Origin of the sequence: Streptomyces sp. NPDC002574 (assembly GCF_042889545.1) — a bacterium.
In the GTDB taxonomy this organism is placed as follows: Bacteria; Actinomycetota; Actinomycetes; order Streptomycetales; family Streptomycetaceae; genus Actinacidiphila.
The window spans coordinates 104,877-121,926 of the sequence record NZ_JBIARB010000001.1 but is presented as its reverse complement, the minus strand read 5'-3'; the positions used below and the strand labels follow the sequence as shown (position 1 = coordinate 121,926).

Below are 17,050 nucleotides of genomic sequence, written 5' to 3'. Positions count from 1 at the left end.
TGCTCGGCCGCATCCCCCCGATGAGGGGGGACAGTCGCATTCTGCGTACACGCGGGGAAGGGACCAGCCCTGCTGGCGTCGCCCAGCTTTGTCAACTCCCGCTGTCCGGCAACCCTGTGTGCGGATGCGGGGATGGCCATCGAGGGGAACGAGGGCCACCGGGCAGCGGGCCGCAACGTCGCCTGGGCGCGGCCCTCGCTCCCCGGGACCGCTTCCCTCACGCGTTGCCCCACCCGACCAACGGCCCAGGAGAAACCCCCGTGTCCGAGCCCGCGATCTTCTACCCCTCGAGTCAGCCTCCGGTCCCGAGCATCGGCCGCATCGTCTGGTACCGCCTGTCGGCCGATGACGTGCGCGCCCTCGCCCGGGAGCGCGACGACGCCGGCATCTGCGGCAACCCGCTCAAGGCCGGCGAGCAGTACCCCGCGGTCATCGTGCGTGTCTGGGGCGAGACTCCGCAGGCCGCATGCAGTCTCCACGTCCACCTCGACGGTCCCGACGTGTACTGGGCGACGTCCCGGCACCTCGGCGACCAGAACGGCAACTGGTCCTGGCCGCCGAGGACCGGTGCCTGATGGCCGAAGTCGGCGCCTACGTAGTCCAATGCCCGGAATGCGACGCGGAACTCTGCATGCCCATCAACGTCCGGATGCCGGAGGCCCCGGTTGTATCGACCCCCGGCGGGGGATCACGCTCGTCCTCGCCGCCGACCTGACTACCTGTTTCTGTACCCGGAAGCTGCAGGTCAACCGGATGGTGTCCGAAACGCGAAGTTCGTGGAAGTGTTCACCGAACGGTCACCGTGACCTTCGGCGAACGAACCCCGTGGGGTCCATGGGGCCCGTGGTTCTCCGGGGCGCGGTGCCCGTGGGGACAGCGCCCCGGAGGCCGACGAACTCGGTCGGCGGACCGACCCGGCCTTGATCGTTCTCAAGTTGGTGGCCACCAACTTGCCCTGGAGCCCACCTGATACCGGACTACCGAGCTCGGCAGTTCGGGGGCTTGAAAACAGGTTCTGAACGTTTCAGGCGCGCTCTCAATAACAACTGTTTGTGGCGGTGCCGTCCGCCTTGAATTGCTTGAAGGAGAACCAGGAGCTGGTAAGGGGGCCGAAACGGCCGTCCTCGCTCAGCCCCGCGTGCCACGTATTGTTGAGTGCTATCTGGACGTTCCTTACCGCCTGCTCGGTGGCGGGGCCGAAGTCCGAATCCTCCTTGAGGCCCTGCTTGTAGCAGGTGTTCAGGGTCTCCTGCAAGGCCCGCACGGCCCAGTTGTGGTCCCCCCGGGCCACGACGCAGTTGTAGTTTCCTGACTCCGGGGTCGTCGACGGCCTGTGGATGTACAACGACCCCCCATCGATGGTCCCGCCCCTCTGCAGCGTGGTGAAGTTGGCGCAATGGACCTCGGCAGCGGAGGCCGGCGTGGCGCTCAGACCGAGGGTGGCGGCGGTCAGTGCGCCGACCACGCCTGCGGCCAGATTGATTCTTATAGTGCGGAATTGCATATTCTCTCCCCCTGCTCTCTGCCGTCGAAACGCGATGAGTCTGACAGGCAACCGTCTGCCTAGAAGGCCGAATTTCGGCCATTGTCGCCGCAGTTCACGGCCTCGGCTTCCAGCGCCTTCCAAGGACCGGGCGGTGTGCCCGGCTCCCCGCCCACCCTGGCCGCCAGGACCATGGGGAGGACAGACAGCCGCCGCGCTGGCCTCCGCCATACGCCCAGCCGAGGTCGCGCGGACCAGGACCGGCCCGAACGTCTCCGGCACCGGCCGAAGTACGGCCTGCGGCAGCCGGTCGGCCTTGGCGTGACCACGTTCTGTCGCCATTCCACGCTCACGTCGACGAGTACCTGGGGGTGAGCGGTGGGCCGCAGGCCAGTCCTCGGTGACCTCGTCCACTACCAGGCCTACGGCTCCGCCGAAGATAACCGAACAACTGTTCACGCTTTTGGGTGATCGACGCCACTCGGATCCATGAGTTGAACTGGTGGACCGCAAAAATCGCGGGGCATAGACGCGCCGGGCGCCGTGAAGGGTGGCCCCCGCTCCCGGTGGCCCGGTCGCGAACGCAGCCCCCTCCCGCTGTGGACGGGAGGGGGCTGACGTCTTCCCAACGTGAGTACGTGGCTCCGGCGTGCCCGACTCGCCGCGTCCCTCCCGCAAGGGTGGCCGTAACCCGAATGTGCCGCAAGGGGTTGCCAGCCTGGTCGCGTAGGAGGCGGCGCCCGGTCATCCGGGAGACGTGGCACCCGGGTTGGAGTGTCTGACCTGCGGCGTCCCCTTGATCATCTGGGAGAGATGTGGGAGACGGGATCGGGTATTGCGGGGGTCTCCGAGGGTTTCCAAGGGTCTCCGGTGCATGCAGCGAATGCAGCGGCCCAGGGCGCCGATATGCCGGGCGACCTGGGCTGTCGGGCTAGAAAGCCCTGTTCACTGGGGTGGGCGTGGACGGTTTCGAACCGCCGACATCTGCCTTGTAAGCCTGGTGGTCAGGGTTGTTGAGGGTGCGCACGTCAGAGTGGCTTGGGCGAGTCTCCGGCTCGGCCAGTCATCGCGACCGCGGCGATCCGTCGTTGACCGTGGCTGACCGCCCGATGTGGCACGGTTGTGGCACGCGCGGGTGCGTGTCAACAACTGGCTCCCAGGCCTGTGAGGGTGATACCTGATTTCTGGTGCCCCTCCAAAGACCGTGCGGCGTTTGCTGGGGCAGCGAGAAAGGATTCGCGTTGGTACGGCATCTCACCCCTATGTTCGCGCTGGGAGCGTTGCGTCGCGGCAAGGAGATCGAGCAGTTCCTCGGCCCGGTGGAGCGGGGCGGCCGGCGTGGCGTTCGTTGGATCGCGCTCAGCCCTGGCCGTGCCGGCGTCGGGGTCTATCTGCAGGAGGTGGAGGACATCCCCTCCGACCCCTTCCGTGACATCACCTACCAGCTACCGCTCGACCGGGACGACGAGACGTGGGGCAAGGAGATCACCACCGTGGCGACTCCGGAGGAAGCCATCAGCCTGGCCGAGCGGGAGTTCGGCGCGATTGCTGATCGGTGGGTCAACCTCGGTTTCGTCAGCGACGAGTACTACGACTACGTGACCTCCGGCCGTCCGGATCACACGGGCTGACACGCGCCTTGTAAGTTCGATCCGGGTCCGCTGCGGCGGCTTTCGTCGATTGGTGCGACGGCCGGGCAGAGGTGCTGGAGTACGCACCTGTCCAGCGTCGTTGATGTCAGCCGCTGATGTCAGCCCCCGCACGCGGTCTTTGCAGGGGGGCGACGCTGTTGAGCGATTGGGGCTGTCCCTGGCGTGGCGGAGGATGGTGCTCATGTGCGCTCTTTTCGACCCCCCTGAGCCTCGCGGCGTCTCGCCGGGCGAGTACCCAGTGTGGGACCAGGCTCTCGCCCTTCTGAACCGGGACCTAGCGGTGACGCTTCCCCAGCTGGAACCCCTGCAGCTGCTGGCCCTTCCGGCCTACGACGCGGATGAGCCGGAGAACGTCTACGTCGCCATGGCCAACGGCGAGTGGCACGGTAACCACTTGGACCCGAACTCACAGGACAGCCTTGCCTCTGCACTGGCGAGCGTCGCCGATGCCGCGCAGGAGACCGTCATGGAGCTTCTGTGGAAGGCGTGGCCTCTGTGCCCCGAGCATGGCCTGGGCATGCATCCAAGGGAGGACACAGAAGAGCGACTGTCCTGGTGGTGCGCGGGAGAACGGTTGCGTCGCGGCCCGGCCCATATCCACGGGGCCGTGGGTGCACTCGACGCTTTGGGAGCGTCGATCCGTACACGGTCTTGAAAACCGTCGTGGCAGCGATGTCACCGTGGGTTCAAATCCCACACTCTCCGCACGTGAACGGCCCCCGACCAGCAGTGCAGGTCGGGGGCTCGTTGCTCTCGGGTTCCCGTGAGTGCCCGCTGTTGGCCGGGGTTTACCGCCTCGAATGGCACGTGGATGGCACGCCAGGGGAGGTACCGCGACCTTCCGCCATAAGCTGGCTCGGCTACTCTCCCAGCGTGATCACGGAGTATGGCGTTAAGACTGGGCCGAAGAGACAGCGACCGTGGGATGTGGTGGCCTCTGTCGCACTCCGGACCCTGCTCGGTCTTGCTGTCTGGACGGTAGCCACGCTGGCACTGTGGCGATTCGTAGAGGGGCCCGTCAGAACGCTTACCACTGGGGTCGAGCTGTTCGCGGGTGCTCCGCTGGTCGGGCTATACATCGCGGGACCACCGCGTCGGCGCGTTGGTTGTGCCGCTGCTCTCCTGACGGTCGTGGCGATGGCAGCGCTCGGCATGGCGGTTCAGGGATGGCTCTTTCCCACCATGAGGAATGTCGGGTTTCAGGTTGGCGCGATCATCGGAGTGCCCGTTGCAGCGGCCCTGTTCGTGGTGATCGCTGGTCGGGCAAAGGCGACGTGAGCCCCAGTTGGGAAGACTGAGGCTGCGGACCCTGCCTCACCCGGGCGGACGTTGACCTGCGGCAAAGCGGTCTCGTTACCGCTGTTCCCCGTGGTTCCCCGTTCGGCACCGCCGTACGTGGCACGCGTGTGGCACGCGCCCCTTGATATGGCTATTTGAGGAGCCGGAAGCCCGGCTGAGCAGCCCATGCACGCAGAAACTCCGCTGTGGCGAACACAGTCGGCCACGACTCGTCCGTCATCGCCAGCACACCCGGTAGCCCCGCTACGACAGTCATCTGACCATCCCATAGCTCGGCACTGGCAACGCCGCCAACCACGTCCATGATGGAAGCCGTCAACAAGGCCGTCGTGATGTGATCGATCTGGCTGTTGCACCCGGCGATGACGTCCACGGCGTGCGTTGGGCGGAATCCGATGAGTGGCGCCAGATCAGGCCCATCCGCGTGCTCACCCTCGAAGATCTCTGCGTCCCCGATTCCAGGTCCCATGACGGAAACCAGAAAGGGCCGGCGCTTGTCGACGTCCCCTGAGTTCATGACGCCGAGACGGTCCGCGATGACGTTGATGTCGTACTCGCCGGGACGTTTCTCCTCGAACCAAGCCGAAGTGCCCACAAGAAGGTCACGGAGCTGTTTGACCACTGCGCCAGGGAGCGCCTCGGGCAACTCAATCACCAACACTGGACCAGCCACGGCGCGAGCCTAGTCAATCGAGCGGTGCAACCCTTAGCCCATTACTCAACCTGTCTACCCTGCTCGCCTCTGCACGTTCGCTCCATCCGAGTCGGGCACGTCGATCAGTTCTTCTGGAAGTAGTGCGCTGGTCCTGCGACCTGCGGTGCGATTGTCGATCATCCCTCTGAGCTGGATCGCGGCTGTCGACGGTTGTCATCGTTGCGTGTTATCGGTTCGCCTTGCACGGCCCCACCACGGCCCGAGGCCAACGTGTCGAGCTCTGGCCAGTGCTCGCTGATCGGCGATAGCCCCTCTATCCCGTGGCGAAGCAGCAGTGGCACCGCGACTGCCAAGGAGGCCGGGTTCGCGACTACGTGAAACGGCAGCGGTACACGGGCGCTGCGATCGGGATTCTCTTCGGAATCGAGCGGCATGCACAGCCATCCTCCATCGCGCCGCCAGAACAAGACGAGCCCGTATGCCCATATCGCACGTGACAGACCAGGAGCTCCCGCTGTCCACCAAAATGCGGTTCCGGCCGCCTCTTCCCACCTCTCACACGGTGCGTGATCCACGGCCTCAAGAGCGCTGACCACGGCATTGGCGTACCGATATCCCTCCCGGAATCCCAGAACTGCATCTGGCTCCGTCATCCCCATCGCGCCTCTTCCGCTCTCACCGCCGGCATTGGCTGCACGCTACCGCGGGCGTTGGCGCGATCTTTGGCCGGTGGCCTGCCTGGGCTGGGGTCGAGCATGGCCAGGGGGCCTTACGCTGGCCGCGAATCGGGCTGGCTCCTGCCTGCCCGCAACAAGCCCGATCGGCCCCCTGGTCTTGCTCGACGTCGGGTCCCGGACCGGGGAGGTGGCTAAAGATCGTGTCGGCGTCCGCCCCAGCCACAGGGGTTCTGACCTCATGCCCCTGGGCCTACCTGGTGGGCGCGCGGCGGCGGACGGCCGTGCCGAGCGGGACGGAGGCAGGAGCGTGGGCGCGGCCGGACGCGGGCCGCGCGCCCGGCGGAGCGTGAGCGACGCCGGGTGTCTTGATGAAGTAGAGAAAGTCTTACCGCGCTGTGGTCGCTTCATGATCGCCTAGGGCTCGTCAGTGAGGTTTAGCCGGTGCCGTTGCAAGCGAGTGCTGTGCGTAAAAACCGGGTCGCCGCAGATCAGCGCTATACCGGATCATGTGTTCATGCCCCAAAGAGAGACCCTTGCCCGAGTCGATGCAGACCTGGCCGCGGGCCGGGTTCCTGTCGCGCGCCAGCGTTTGCGCGGTCTCGTCTCGTCCTTCCCGTACGACCTGACGCTCCGCCGACGTCTGGCCGAGGTGTACCGGCTCTACGGCGACGCCGCCGAGGTTGGACGCTGGATGTACCTCGAAGAGGACCGCAACGCCGATGAGACTGCCGCCTTCGAGGCGCGGTACGGGTCTCCCGCGTGGCGGATGAAGGCCCTCGCTTGGCGCGGCCCCGAGGCGATGGCTGCCACCGCCTTCGCCGAGGGGCAGCTGGCCGCAGTGCGGACCGCCTGTGCCGAGGAACTGGGGCACCCCGTCGACTGGGACGACCCCGCCTCCTACCGGGACGGCCTGGAGGAGGAGTACGAGGCGACTTCCGAGCCGTGGACGGTCGGCAGTGTGCTGGCCAGCCTCGGATGCCTGGTGGGGGCTCTTGCGTTCCTTGCGATCTGGGTGAATGGAGTCGTTGCCCTCTTCGACTGACTCAGGTCACCTCGGCCGGTGAGAAGCGCACTAGCTTGATCGATTCGCGAGCCTCCTGGAGCTGTCGGCTGTCCACACCGTTCGGATACCGTGCGGTCCATGTCTTCTGCGCTGGACACGCCCCATGGAGCGGCCGAGTTGGCCGAGTCGTTGTTGCCGCCGCTTGGGAACCGCTGGCTGCATACGCAGGCCGTTGCAGCGCGTGCCCGCGAGGTGTCCGCGGCCGTGCCAGCGGGTGAGCGGGATCTCCTCGTGGCTGCCGCCTGGCTGCACGACATCGGCTACGCCCCACAGCTGCGGGACACCGGCTTTCATCCGGTCGACGGTGCACGGCACTTGGAGTCTCTCGGTGCACCCGACCGGCTCGTGCGCCTGGTGGCCCATCACTCGGGCGCCGTCTATGAAGCGGAACAGCGGGGACTGTCGGTGGAGCTGGCCGTGTATGAGCGGGAGGACTCTCCGTTGCTCGATGCCCTCATCTGCGCCGACATGACGACGGGGCCTGCCGGCCAGTCCCTCGACTTCGAGCAGCGCATCGACGAGATCCTGGTCCGGTACGCGCCAGGCAGCGAAGTGCACACGGCGATCAGCAACGCGCGCCCGTACCTGCGGGCAGCTGTGGAGAGAACGCAGGCTCGTCTCGTCGATCAGCCGATGTAGGGCTCGGCGCGTCGGGCCAACCCGTGGTCGATCCGCATCCGCATGGACGGGTGGATGTTCAGTCCATCCAGCTTGCTCGGGTGGACGAATGCCACTTCCTTGCTCTCGCTGCTGGTACGGAGTTCGCCGCCGGTGATGCGGGCGTGGAAGCAGAGGGAGAACTGCTGGCGTACCTCGCCGTCGTCGTAGGCCATGACGTGGGCCGGGTTGGTGTAGATGCCGATCAGGCCGGTCACCTCGACGTCGAACCCGGTCTCTTCCTTCGTCTCTCGCACGGCTGCGGCCGGCGCGGACTCCCCGACGTCGATGCCTCCGCCCGGCAGTGCCCACAGGTTGTTGTCGGTCTTGTGGATGAGCAGGATCTCCCCGGCCTCGTTGAGGGCGACGGCCGTGACTGAGGGGACGATGCTGTTCGCCTTCGGGGCGTTCGGGTCGTTGAAGTAGTCGATGCGAGCCATGACTCCAGCCTTGCATGGTGCCGGTTAGTGCTGCTGCTACCACCCTCACCTGCGAGCGTGCTTGGGCTGTTCCAAGATTCCGCTGTCACCAGCCGCGGAATGTGTCAGTTGCGTCCGTGGAGTCAGCGAAGTCGGCGAAGTCCATGTTGGCGATGCTCAGGTTGGCGGAGATTTCGGCGAACCACTCGGCCGGTACACGGAAAGTCCGGCCTGGTTCGTCGTAAAGGTCGACGGCCAGGAGGGGGCGTGTCGTATCGGTCATGGTTATGGCATCCGCGAGGAAGACGTACGTGATCTTGTCGTCATCCTCGGCTGCGGCATCCTCCTCGACCAGGGCCTGGATGCTCACGTCAGCGAAACGCGGGTCGTCGACGTAGGTCGCGACTCCGTCCTCCGCGGCGTTGATCGCCTCTCGCAGGGCGTCCCACGCTGAGTCGTTGCTGAAGTCAGTGCGCATGACCACAGATGCGAGATCGTCGGGGTAAGGCAGAGGCATAGGGTCATGCTCTCACCTGCGTTTGGTCGTCATCGCGGCAGGTGGATGAACTGCCTACGCCGGTCGGCCGCGCTCCCATGCGTAGTCGAAGCTGCGCATGTAGTGCCGGAAGGTGCGGGCACCGGGCAGGTAGCGGAAGTGCAGGACCGGGTTCTGGCCGGCGGGGGCTCCGAGGACGTGCGGGTTCACGAGGATGTCGTCGTCGAAGCGGTAGATGGAGTTGTACAGGATGGTGTCGTGCGACCTGACCTCCACGCCTGGCGTGGCCATGGTCGGTTCGAGGTAGCGACGCGTAATCCGGGCCCGTGCGGCCAGGTCGCCGCCGATTCCCTCCTCTTCGCCGCGCTGGCGGACCGCGTCCGAGTCCGGGTCGCCCAGCAGTATCCGCACCTGCGCGCCGGCGGCGGCCTTCTGCGCCAGCAACTCGGGGAGGTCGGGGTGGCTGTCGAAGAGGAACAGCCCTGCGTAGACCAGGATCTCGACGTGGCTGGTGGCCTGCTCGATCAGCGATGACCACAGGGCCGCCGGGACCGCTCCACGGTGCGGGTAGTACGTGATCAGCTCGGATGCGCTCGCCGTCTCGGCTTGCTTCTGGACCGACGGCCACACGTAGACCTCGTCGACGCCGAGGAAGCCCGCTGCCTTCCAGCGGTGGCCTCGGTGCGGTGTCCGGTTGGTGCTGATCCAGCGCTCCACGCTCTTGGGATCAACCCCGACGTGGTCCGCCACGGACTGGATCGTCTCGCCCTTTGCCGAAATCGCCGCTCGTAACCGCTCGTTCGCCATCGCCGTGCCCTTCCGGGGGACGCTAGGGACGTTTTGACGATAGCTCAGACGTCCCCAAACGTCCATACGGACCGTGATGCGTCCACTACCTCTCGCGGTCTCCTGAAGTCACCGCCGAACGACGGCGGAACGCCCACTCCAACAGGAGACAGACGATGCGTCAGATCCCCGTGGACACCTCCGCCGCCACCGTGATGGTGGCCCAGGCACCCCAGCCCAAGGTCCGCGACCGCCGTACCGGCGAGATCGCCACCGACGCCGAGACCGGCGCGACGATGATGACCGTCGACGTGATGTTCGCCGCCAACGGCGACGTGGAGATCCTCTCCGTGACGGTCCCCGAGCCGGGCATCTCCGGTGACCTGGTGATGGGCACGCCCGTCGCGCTGACCGGGCTGGTCGCCCGGCCGTGGGAGAACGAGTTCAACGGTCAACGCCGCCACGGCATCAGCTTCCGCGCCGTCGCCGTCACCTCCCTCGCCGCCGCCAGCACGAACGCCCAGGCGGCCTGACCATGACCAACTTCACGGTCGCGCTGCTGCTGCTGCTCGTCGCCACCGCTCTCGTTCTGCGCTGGTGGCGCCCCTCCTGGTACTGGCTGACCTTCGGAGTCTCGCTCGCCCTGCTGCGGGTCGCCGTCCGCTACAGCTCGGTGATGGACGCCTGCGGGCTGACCGTCCCGCCGTCCCGCTGGCGCATGGCGCTCGCTCGGGCCGCGAACCGCCCTGTACCGGGCCCGCGGGCGCCCCGTATCCTCCGCGCACGGCCCACCCGGACCGGCCTGGTCCTGCGGTTGAAGATGCGCCCCGGACAGGGCGCCTTCGACTTCTCGGCGGCCTCCGACCGGCTCCGGCACTCCTTCGCCATGTACGCGGTGACCGCCCGCGAGATCCGCTCCGGTGTGGTCGAGCTGCGGATGACCGGCTACGACGTCCTCAAGCGCGTGCAGATGCCCGCGAAGGTCGACACGACACCGATGCGCGTACCCGTCGCCCTGCGCGACGACGGCGAAGTCCACTACCGGGACTACCGAAAGGTGCCACACGCGCTGAACATCGGTGCCACGCAGTCGGGCAAGTCCGTCTATCAGCGCAGGCTCGTCAGCGAACTCGCCAAGCAGCACGTAGCCCTGGTCGGCATCGACTGCAAACAGGGTGTCGAACTCTCCCCGCTGGCCCGCCGGTTCTCGGCCCTGGCCGACAACCCCGACTCCGCCGCCGACCTGCTGGAAGCGCTCATCGGACGCATGGCAGACGTCTACCAGCTCATACGCCGCGAACAGCGCGTGAGCGCCGACACCTCCGACGCGGAGATCGCAGCCGATATCTGGGACCTGCCCGAGAGCCTGCGGCCCGTGCCGGTCGTGCTCCTCATCGACGAGGTGGCAGAGCTGGCCCTCTACGCCACCAAGGAGGAAGAGAAGCGCCGGGACCGGATCATCACCAACCTAGTCAGCCTCGCCCAGCTCGGCCGCGCCGCCGGCATCTACGTCGAGGTGTGCGGACAGCGCTTCGGCTCGGAACTCGGGAAGGGCATCACGATGCTCCGCGCCCAGCTCACCGGCCGGACCGCGCACCGGGTCAACGACGAGACCAGCGCCAACATGGCCTTCGGCGACATCGCTCCGGACGCAGTGCTGGCCGCGATCCAGATCCCCACCGAGACGCCCGGCGTCGCCGTCGCCGCCGACTCCGCCGGCGGCTGGGTCCGCACCCGGACACCGCTCACCTCGTTGCGGCACGCGGCCAACGTCTGCAACCGCCTTGCGGACCTGACCCCGGAGCTGCCCGAGCTCGCCGCCTTCCGGCCTGCTCTGCCGCCCGTGGCCCCGCCCAAGCCGCTCCGCGCCCCCGCCCCCGTGCGGCTGCCGGACGCTGCCTGACCCGAAAGGAGAACGATCATGCGGTCTCTGCGCGTGGACGCGGTGCTCGTGCAAGCGGTCATCGCAGGGGCGCTGTCCTTCGCCCACCTGCACGACCTCGCCGCCGCTGCCGGACAGAGCGGCTGGAAAGCCTGGGCTTACCCGATCAGCGTGGACCTGCTTCTCGTTGCTGCTTGGCGACGGCTTCGCATCCTGCGTACGGATGGTGCCCCTGTCCGGGCCGCGTGGCTGTGGTTCGCGGTGGCCTTGTCCGCCTCCCTCGGGGCGAACGTCGCCACCGCGGGGCTCCTCGACCTGGATCACGTGCCTGACTGGCTGAGCATCCTCGTGGCCGGATGGCCCGCCCTGGCCTTCCTCGGCGGCACCCTTCTGGTCCACGCCCCCGGCCACCAGGCTCCGGCTCCCGAGCCGACCGCGACGGCCAGCGTGGAACGCTCCCCTGAGCCCGCGCCGGTGCCGGAGGCCGTCGAGGCAGCCGAGCCCGTCCCGGCCCTGCCCGCATCGAAGCCCGCTTCTGCGCCGGCCGCTCCACCGGTGCCGGCCGCACTCGTCGCGCACGCCCGGAAGGTCGCCGACGACCACCACGCCCGCACCGGGACCGCGATCGACACCGACATCCTGCGCGTGCGGCTCGGCGTCCCCGCGTCGCTGGCCGATGCGATCGCCGCTCAACTCACCTGATCCGAGAGGAGAACCACCGTCATGCCTGCCCGCGATTTCTTCCACTCCGTGATGCGGATCGGCCCTGTGCAGATCGGCACCCACCGCGACCGGCACGGCCAGACGAAGCACGCCGCGGTGTGCACCAACGACCGCTGCGGCTGGTCCGCCGACTACTCCAGCCAGTCCGCCGCTCAGCTGGCCGCCCGCACCCACCGCTGCACGGCCCGATAGGAGACCCCGCCCGTGGACGTCCCGCTCTGGTTCGCCCTGATCGTCGTCGGCTACCTCGGCTGCAAGCTCATCCGCCCACCGTTCTGGCTGGTCCTGGTGCTGCTCCTGGGCGGCTACCTCATCGCCGACAGCCTCCTCGCCCCCGTCATCGACACCCTCATCGAGAAGTAGGGAGACCGCTCATGCTCCGGCCGAAGATCCCCACCAACCCCGTCCCCACCGGCACCGTGATGCCGCTGCCGGTCGAGGCGACCGCCATCGTGCCGTCCGCCCCGACCGCTGCTCCCGCGCCTGCTCCGGCTGCTCCGGTGTCGTCCCGGCCCGTCGTGCAGCTCACCCCGGGCGCTCTGGTCGCGCTCGTCGGCGGCGGCACGGCCGTGGTCCTGGTCGTCGGCACGGTCCTGGTGTCGCTGCTTCTGGCGGTCGCCGTCACCGCCGCATCGGTCGCCGTGTGCGCCGTCGTTCTGCGCTCGATGCTCAACGGCCAGCGTCAGCGCTGACCGGCCCCCGGGGCGGTCTCAACCGCCAAGTATCCGCCGCCCCGGGAGCCGTGCCCCTGCCCGAACCAGAGATCCGGAAGGAACCCCCATCATGACCCACCCCACACCGCCCCCGCCGCGGATCTGCCCGGCCTGCGACGGCTTCGCTTCCGCCGCCGTCACCCTCGGTGGCCGCGACCACCGCGGACACCTGCGCACCCTCACCGTCCACTGCCCGGCCTGCCACGGCGCCGGCACCCTCCACCCGGGGCGGACGCGGGAGGGCGCCCGTGTCTGACACCGCGACCCTCGCGGGCCTGGACCCGACCACCCTCACCGACCTGTTGCGGGTGGCCGGGTCCCCGGGCTTCCACCGCTGGGAAGAACAGGTCCACCGCACCGGCGGCTGCTCCGACCCGATCCACCTGACCGGCTGGACCCTCACCAAAGACAAGACCAGCGGCGAGACCCTGCACCACTACTCCACAGAGAACGAACCCGGCGGACGCCTCCGTATCGCCTGCGGCAACCGCCGCGCCTCCCGCTGCTCGGCCTGCGCCTGGACCTACGCCGGCGACACCTACCACCTCATCCGCGCGGGCCTGGCTGGCGACGACCGCCGCGACATCCCCGGCACGGTGCGGGATCACCCCCGGGTCTTCGCCACCCTCACCGCCCCCTCGTTCGGCCGCGTGCACAACCGGCCCGACACCGGCCGCTGCCGCTGCGGCACCCAGCACCCCGCCGACGATGCAGCGCTCGGCACCGCGCTCGACCCCACCACGTACGACTACGCGGGAGCGGTGCTGTTCAACAACCACGCCGGGCAACTGTGGCAGCGCTTCACCAACCGGCTCCGCCGAGAGATCGCCGCCCGCGCCGGCCTCACCCAGCGGGCCATGGCCGAGGTCCTGCGCGTCTCCTTCGGCAAGGTCGCCGAGTTCCAAAAACGCGGAGCCGTCCACTTCCACGCCGTCATCCGCCTCGACGGCCCAGACGGTCCCGACACCACGCCCCCGGCCTGGGCGACCACGGGCCTACTGGAAGACGCCATCCGCGCCGCCGCCCACCACGCGTACACGAGCGTCAGCGTCCCGGCGGCTGCTGACCAACCTGCCCGGACCTTCCGCTGGGGCGCCCAGCTCGACGTCCGACCGGTCAAGGCGTTCGGGGACGGCTCCGACATCACCGAACAGGCCGTCGCGTCCTACGTCGCCAAGTACGCCACCAAAGCCGCCGAGAACACCGGCACCCTCGACCGCCGCATCGGCGAACTCGCCGAACTCGACCGCCACCAGGTGCCCGACCACGCCCGCCGCCTCATCCAAGCCTGCCGCGACCTCGACGACCTCTACCCCGACCGGCGGCTGTGGCCCTGGGCACACATGCTCGGCTTCCGCGGCCACTTCTCCACCAAATCCCGCGCCTACTCCACCACCCTCGGCGCCCTTCGCCAGGAACGCGCCGACTACCGCGCCGCCCAAGAACACGCCGACCTCGGCCTGGAGCCCATCGAACCGGACACCGTCCTGGTCCTGGCCGACTGGCAATACGCCGGCCACGGCCACACACCCGGCGAATCCGCCCTCGCCGCGACCATCGCCCGGGACCTCCAGCTCAACCGCGAGACCGCCCGCGAAGCCCTGCACGACCAACTGGCCCTGGAAGGAACCGCAACATGACGACCGCCACCGCAGAGCTGCTGACCGTGCCGGAAGTCATGGCCCGGCTCAAGCTCGGACGCTCCACCGTCTACGACCTGATCCGCTCGCGCCGCCTGGTCTCCATCACCATCGGCCGCGCCCGCCGCATCCCCGCCGACGCCCTACGGGACTTCATCACCCGCGAGACAGAGGAGGCCGCTGCCTGATGCCCGGACAGCGCAAGCGCAACCCCAACGGCGCCGGCACCATCACCAAGCGCAAGGACGGCCGCTACCAAGCCGCCGTCTACGTCCTCCAGCCGGACGGCACCCGGGCCCGCAAGTTCGCCTACGGCAAGACCTGGGTCGAGTGTGACGTCAAGCGCCGGGAACTGCTGGCCAAGGTCGAGTCCGGCATCCCGGTGCCTACCCGGTCGGCCAAGCTCGGCGAATGGTTGCCGTACTGGTTGGAGAACGTCATCAAGCCCCGGCGGAAGCGCACGACGTTCGCCAAGTACGAAGTGCACGTCAGGCTTTACCTGGTGCCCATGCTCGGCGCCAAGAAGCTGGACGCCCTGAGCGTCGCCGACGTCCGCCGCTTCCTCGCACGTCTGGAGCAGCAGACCACCGCGGCCACCGCCAAGGAGTCGCACAAGGTGCTGCGCTCCGCGCTGTCGGCTGCCTGCCGCGAGGAGCTGATCGCGCGCAACGTGGTGTCGCTCGTCGAGCCGCCACAGGTCGAGCAGCGCGACCTGTCGCCGTGGTCGCTGGATGAGACGCTCGACTTCCTCGCGGCGGCTCGGACTGATCCGCTGTACGCGGCCTTCGTCATCGCCATCGCACTCGGGTTCCGGCGCGGGGAGATCGTCGGTCTTCGTTGGCAGGACGTCGACCTGGAGCAGCGCGTGATCCGGGTCCGCAAGCAGCGTCAGCGGGTCCATGGGGAGCTGTACGACGACGATCCCAAGGGACGCCGCCGTAAGCAGTCGCTGCCTTTGCCGGCGATGTGTGTCGCGCCTCTGCGGTGGCAGCGGATGCGCCAGGCGGCCATGCGGGAGCGGGCGGGGGAGCAGTGGGCGGAGACCGATTACGTCTTCACCACTCGCACGGGGCGACCCGTCGAGCCGCGGAACCTGTACCGCTCGTTCACGCGCGTCGCTGGCGGCGCGGGCCTTCGCGTGATCCGGCTGCACGATGCCCGGCATGGCTGCGCCACGCTCCTCACCGCGGCCGGCGTCGCGCCCCGCGTGGTGATGGAGATCCTCGGGCACAGCCAGATCGCCGTCACGATGAACGTCTACACGCACGTCGTGCAGGACACCCAGCGTGAGGCTTTGAGTCACATGGACCGGCTGCTCCGGAGGCGTCCCGGCCGTGAGTGAGCGTGGCCGTTGATGTCGGATCGGGATGTCAAAGACCCCCAGCCATCACCGGCTGGGGGTCTTTTCGCTGGTGGGCGTGGACGGTTTCGAACCGCCGACATCTGCCTTGTAAGGGCAGCGCTCTACCGCTGAGCTACACGCCCGCTGGACACGCGAAAGCACACCCTACCCTGCCATACCCCCTGCCCAGCAATCGCACGCGCGCGGTCAGGCGTAGGTCACGGGGAGTTCCTTTACGCCGTTCAGCCAGGGGGAGCGGAGGCGGCGGGGGGTGCCGGCGAGGCGGATGGCGGGGGCGGTGTCGGCGATGGCGTGGAGGATCAGGTCGATCTCCAGGCGGGCGAGGCCGGCGCCGAGGCAGAAGTGAGGGCCGCCGCCGCCGAAGGCGAGGTGGGGGTTGGGGTCGCGGGTGATGTCGAATGTGCCCGGGTCGGTGAAGACCTCCGGGTCGTGGTTGGCGGAGGCGTAGAAGAGGCCCACGCGGTCGCCTGCGGCGATCTCGACGCCGCCGAGTTCCGTGTCCCGGGTGGCGGTGCGCTGGAAGGACGTGACCGGGGTGGCCCAGCGGGCGATCTCGTCCGCCGTGGTGCGGGGGCGCTCGGCGCGGAAGAGGTCCCACTGCTCCGGGTGGGTGAGCAGGGCGTGCATGCCGTGGGTGAGGGCGTTGCGGGTGGTCTCGCTGCCCGCGACCGCCAGGACGAGTACGAAGAAGCCGAACTCGTCGCCGGTCAGACTGCCCTCGTCCTCGGCGGCGACGAGCGTGCTGACGATGTCGTCGGCGGGGTGGGCCTTGCGCTCGGCGGCCATGCCCATGGCGTACGCGATGAGCTCGACGGAGGCCTGGGCGGCGGTCTCCTCGGTGACGGCGAGTTCGGGGTCGTCGTAGCCGGTCATCCGGTTGGACCACGCGAAGATCCTGGCCCGGTCCTCCTGCGGGACGCCGATGAGTTCGGCGATGGCCTGCAGCGGCAACTCGCACGCGATGTCGGTGACGAAGTCCCCGCCGCCCCGCGCGGCGGCCTCGGTGACGATGCGGCCCGCGCGCTCGCGCAGGGCGTCCTCCAGGGCGCGGACGGCGCGCGGGGTGAAGCCGCGCTGCACGATCCGGCGCAGCCGGGTGTGCTCGGGCGGGTCCATGTTCAGCAGGATCAGCCGCTGGGCGTCGATGCGGTCGCGCCGCATGTGCTCGTGGAGGCGGATGATCGCGGTGTTGGCCCGGGAGGAGAAGGTCTCGGGGTCGGTGGACACCGTCCGCACGTCGGCGTGCCGGGTGACCGCCCAGTAGCCGTCGTCGCCGAAGCCGGCGAGGCCGTGCGGCTGGGGGACCCAGACGACGGGGGCGGTCTCCCGGAGGACGGCGAACTCGGGGAGCGGGACGCGCTCCTGGTTGAGGTCGGGGTCGGTGGGGTCGAAGCCGTCCGGCAGGGCGGGGCAGGTGGGGCGGGCGTGGCCGGTGGGGGCGGGCATCGGCGGCAGCCTTCCGGCAGGCGGGGGAGGAGGCCGACGGCCCCCTGGGAAATGACGGACCGTCAACTGGGAGCGTCGACGCTAATTGCGCGGCCG

General features: G+C 68.6%; 22 protein-coding genes and 2 tRNA genes. 17 read left to right on the top strand and 7 right to left on the bottom strand.

The genetic code is table 11. The features are described from left to right. Positions 1-260 precede the first annotated feature (260 nt). Entirely contained in the window at positions 261-575 is a 315-nt protein-coding gene (locus ACFYXS_RS00570; protein WP_389242256.1) for a hypothetical protein, read from the top strand. A gap of 461 nt (positions 576-1,036) precedes the next feature. On the opposite strand, the gene ACFYXS_RS00565 is transcribed toward ACFYXS_RS00570, so the two are convergent. Further along, positions 1,037-1,504 (bottom strand): peptidoglycan-binding protein, encoded by a 468-nt coding sequence (locus ACFYXS_RS00565; protein WP_389242254.1) that lies wholly within the window; start codon positions 1,502-1,504, stop codon positions 1,037-1,039. 1,220 nt (positions 1,505-2,724) lie between these two features. Here ACFYXS_RS00565 and ACFYXS_RS00560 point away from each other — a divergent pair. The 4 genes from ACFYXS_RS00560 (at position 2,725) to ACFYXS_RS00545 (ending at position 4,413) form a co-directional block, all read left to right on the top strand. Further along, positions 2,725-3,114 (top strand): hypothetical protein, encoded by a 390-nt coding sequence (locus ACFYXS_RS00560; RefSeq protein WP_389242252.1) that lies wholly within the window; start codon positions 2,725-2,727, stop codon positions 3,112-3,114. 301 nt (positions 3,115-3,415) lie between these two features. Further along, positions 3,416-3,790, top strand: coding sequence for a hypothetical protein (locus ACFYXS_RS00555; protein WP_389242250.1), 375 nt, complete (start codon positions 3,416-3,418; stop codon positions 3,788-3,790). Further along, positions 3,764-3,840: transfer RNA gene (locus ACFYXS_RS00550), tRNA-OTHER, on the top strand. Before ACFYXS_RS00555 ends, ACFYXS_RS00550 begins: the two co-directional genes overlap by 27 nt. Positions 3,841-4,008: 168 nt before the next feature. Then, complete coding sequence (locus ACFYXS_RS00545; RefSeq protein ID WP_389242248.1) at positions 4,009-4,413, top strand: hypothetical protein; 405 nt, start codon at positions 4,009-4,011, stop codon at positions 4,411-4,413. Between the two features lie 151 nt (positions 4,414-4,564). On the opposite strand, the gene ACFYXS_RS00540 is transcribed toward ACFYXS_RS00545, so the two are convergent. Then, positions 4,565-5,107 carry a DUF6368 family protein gene (locus ACFYXS_RS00540; protein WP_389242246.1) on the bottom strand — a complete coding sequence of 181 codons (543 nt, stop codon included), beginning with the start codon at positions 5,105-5,107 and terminating at the stop codon, positions 4,565-4,567. A 1,173-nt stretch (positions 5,108-6,280) separates the two neighbouring features. Between ACFYXS_RS00540 and ACFYXS_RS00535 the strand changes: the two genes are divergently transcribed. Together ACFYXS_RS00535 and ACFYXS_RS00530 are read left to right on the top strand one after the other, a co-directional pair. Continuing rightward, complete coding sequence (locus ACFYXS_RS00535; protein ID WP_389242244.1) at positions 6,281-6,808, top strand: DUF6584 family protein; 528 nt, start codon at positions 6,281-6,283, stop codon at positions 6,806-6,808. A gap of 99 nt (positions 6,809-6,907) precedes the next feature. Beyond that, complete coding sequence (locus ACFYXS_RS00530; protein WP_389242242.1) at positions 6,908-7,468, top strand: HD domain-containing protein; 561 nt, start codon at positions 6,908-6,910, stop codon at positions 7,466-7,468. On the opposite strand, the gene ACFYXS_RS00525 is transcribed toward ACFYXS_RS00530, so the two are convergent. The 3 genes from ACFYXS_RS00525 to ACFYXS_RS00515 all read right to left on the bottom strand — a co-directional run bounded on the left by ACFYXS_RS00525 (position 7,456) and on the right by ACFYXS_RS00515 (position 9,151). Continuing rightward, complete coding sequence (locus ACFYXS_RS00525; protein WP_389242240.1) at positions 7,456-7,926, bottom strand: NUDIX hydrolase; 471 nt, start codon at positions 7,924-7,926, stop codon at positions 7,456-7,458. The two genes, ACFYXS_RS00530 and ACFYXS_RS00525, sit on opposite strands and share 13 nt — an antisense overlap. Before the next feature lie 85 nt (positions 7,927-8,011). Then, positions 8,012-8,383, bottom strand: a complete 372-nt coding sequence (locus ACFYXS_RS00520) for a DUF6924 domain-containing protein (protein WP_389242238.1) — start codon at positions 8,381-8,383, stop codon at positions 8,012-8,014. A gap of 93 nt (positions 8,384-8,476) precedes the next feature. Further along, positions 8,477-9,151: an XRE family transcriptional regulator gene (locus tag ACFYXS_RS00515; RefSeq protein WP_389242236.1), complete on the bottom strand. Its 675-nt coding sequence runs from the start codon at positions 9,149-9,151 to the stop codon at positions 8,477-8,479. A 212-nt stretch (positions 9,152-9,363) separates the two neighbouring features. Between ACFYXS_RS00515 and ACFYXS_RS00510 the strand changes: the two genes are divergently transcribed. The 10 genes from ACFYXS_RS00510 (at position 9,364) to ACFYXS_RS00465 (ending at position 15,487) form a co-directional block, all read left to right on the top strand. Continuing rightward, positions 9,364-9,720, top strand: a complete 357-nt coding sequence (locus ACFYXS_RS00510) for a hypothetical protein (RefSeq protein WP_389242234.1) — start codon at positions 9,364-9,366, stop codon at positions 9,718-9,720. A gap of 2 nt (positions 9,721-9,722) precedes the next feature. Beyond that, a complete protein-coding gene (locus tag ACFYXS_RS00505; protein WP_389242232.1) occupies positions 9,723-11,090 on the top strand; it encodes an FtsK/SpoIIIE domain-containing protein in 1,368 nt (455 codons plus the stop codon). Positions 11,091-11,108: 18 nt separating this feature from the next. Beyond that, positions 11,109-11,771: a DUF2637 domain-containing protein gene (locus ACFYXS_RS00500; protein WP_389242230.1), complete on the top strand. Its 663-nt coding sequence runs from the start codon at positions 11,109-11,111 to the stop codon at positions 11,769-11,771. A gap of 21 nt (positions 11,772-11,792) precedes the next feature. Continuing rightward, positions 11,793-11,984 carry a mobile element transfer protein gene (locus ACFYXS_RS00495; protein WP_319159126.1) on the top strand — a complete coding sequence of 64 codons (192 nt, stop codon included), beginning with the start codon at positions 11,793-11,795 and terminating at the stop codon, positions 11,982-11,984. A 12-nt stretch (positions 11,985-11,996) separates the two neighbouring features. Beyond that, entirely contained in the window at positions 11,997-12,155 is a 159-nt protein-coding gene (locus tag ACFYXS_RS00490; protein WP_389242228.1) for a hypothetical protein, read from the top strand. An 11-nt stretch (positions 12,156-12,166) separates the two neighbouring features. Next, positions 12,167-12,484, top strand: coding sequence for a SpdD-like protein (locus tag ACFYXS_RS00485; RefSeq protein WP_389242226.1), 318 nt, complete (start codon positions 12,167-12,169; stop codon positions 12,482-12,484). Positions 12,485-12,575: 91 nt separating this feature from the next. Continuing rightward, positions 12,576-12,761 (top strand): hypothetical protein, encoded by a 186-nt coding sequence (locus tag ACFYXS_RS00480; protein ID WP_389242224.1) that lies wholly within the window; start codon positions 12,576-12,578, stop codon positions 12,759-12,761. Further along, on the top strand, positions 12,754-14,145 hold the full coding sequence (gene repSA / locus ACFYXS_RS00475) for a replication initiator protein RepSA (RefSeq protein ID WP_389242222.1): 1,392 nt from the start codon (positions 12,754-12,756) through the stop codon (positions 14,143-14,145). Before ACFYXS_RS00480 ends, repSA begins: the two co-directional genes overlap by 8 nt. Continuing rightward, the gene (locus tag ACFYXS_RS00470) at positions 14,142-14,333 is read left to right on the top strand and encodes a helix-turn-helix domain-containing protein (RefSeq protein WP_389242220.1); all 192 of its coding nucleotides are present in this window, start codon (positions 14,142-14,144) and stop codon (positions 14,331-14,333) included. The genes repSA and ACFYXS_RS00470 overlap by 4 nt, the downstream gene beginning before the upstream one ends. Beyond that, positions 14,333-15,487, top strand: coding sequence for a tyrosine-type recombinase/integrase (locus ACFYXS_RS00465; protein WP_389242218.1), 1,155 nt, complete (start codon positions 14,333-14,335; stop codon positions 15,485-15,487). The genes ACFYXS_RS00470 and ACFYXS_RS00465 overlap by 1 nt, the downstream gene beginning before the upstream one ends. 68 nt (positions 15,488-15,555) lie before the next feature. Here the strand turns inward: ACFYXS_RS00465 and ACFYXS_RS00460 are convergent. Together ACFYXS_RS00460 and ACFYXS_RS00455 are read right to left on the bottom strand one after the other, a co-directional pair. Then, a tRNA-Val gene (locus tag ACFYXS_RS00460) sits at positions 15,556-15,630 on the bottom strand. A 64-nt stretch (positions 15,631-15,694) separates the two neighbouring features. Beyond that, complete coding sequence (locus tag ACFYXS_RS00455; protein ID WP_389242216.1) at positions 15,695-16,954, bottom strand: cytochrome P450; 1,260 nt, start codon at positions 16,952-16,954, stop codon at positions 15,695-15,697. Between the last annotated feature and the right edge of the window lie 96 nt (positions 16,955-17,050).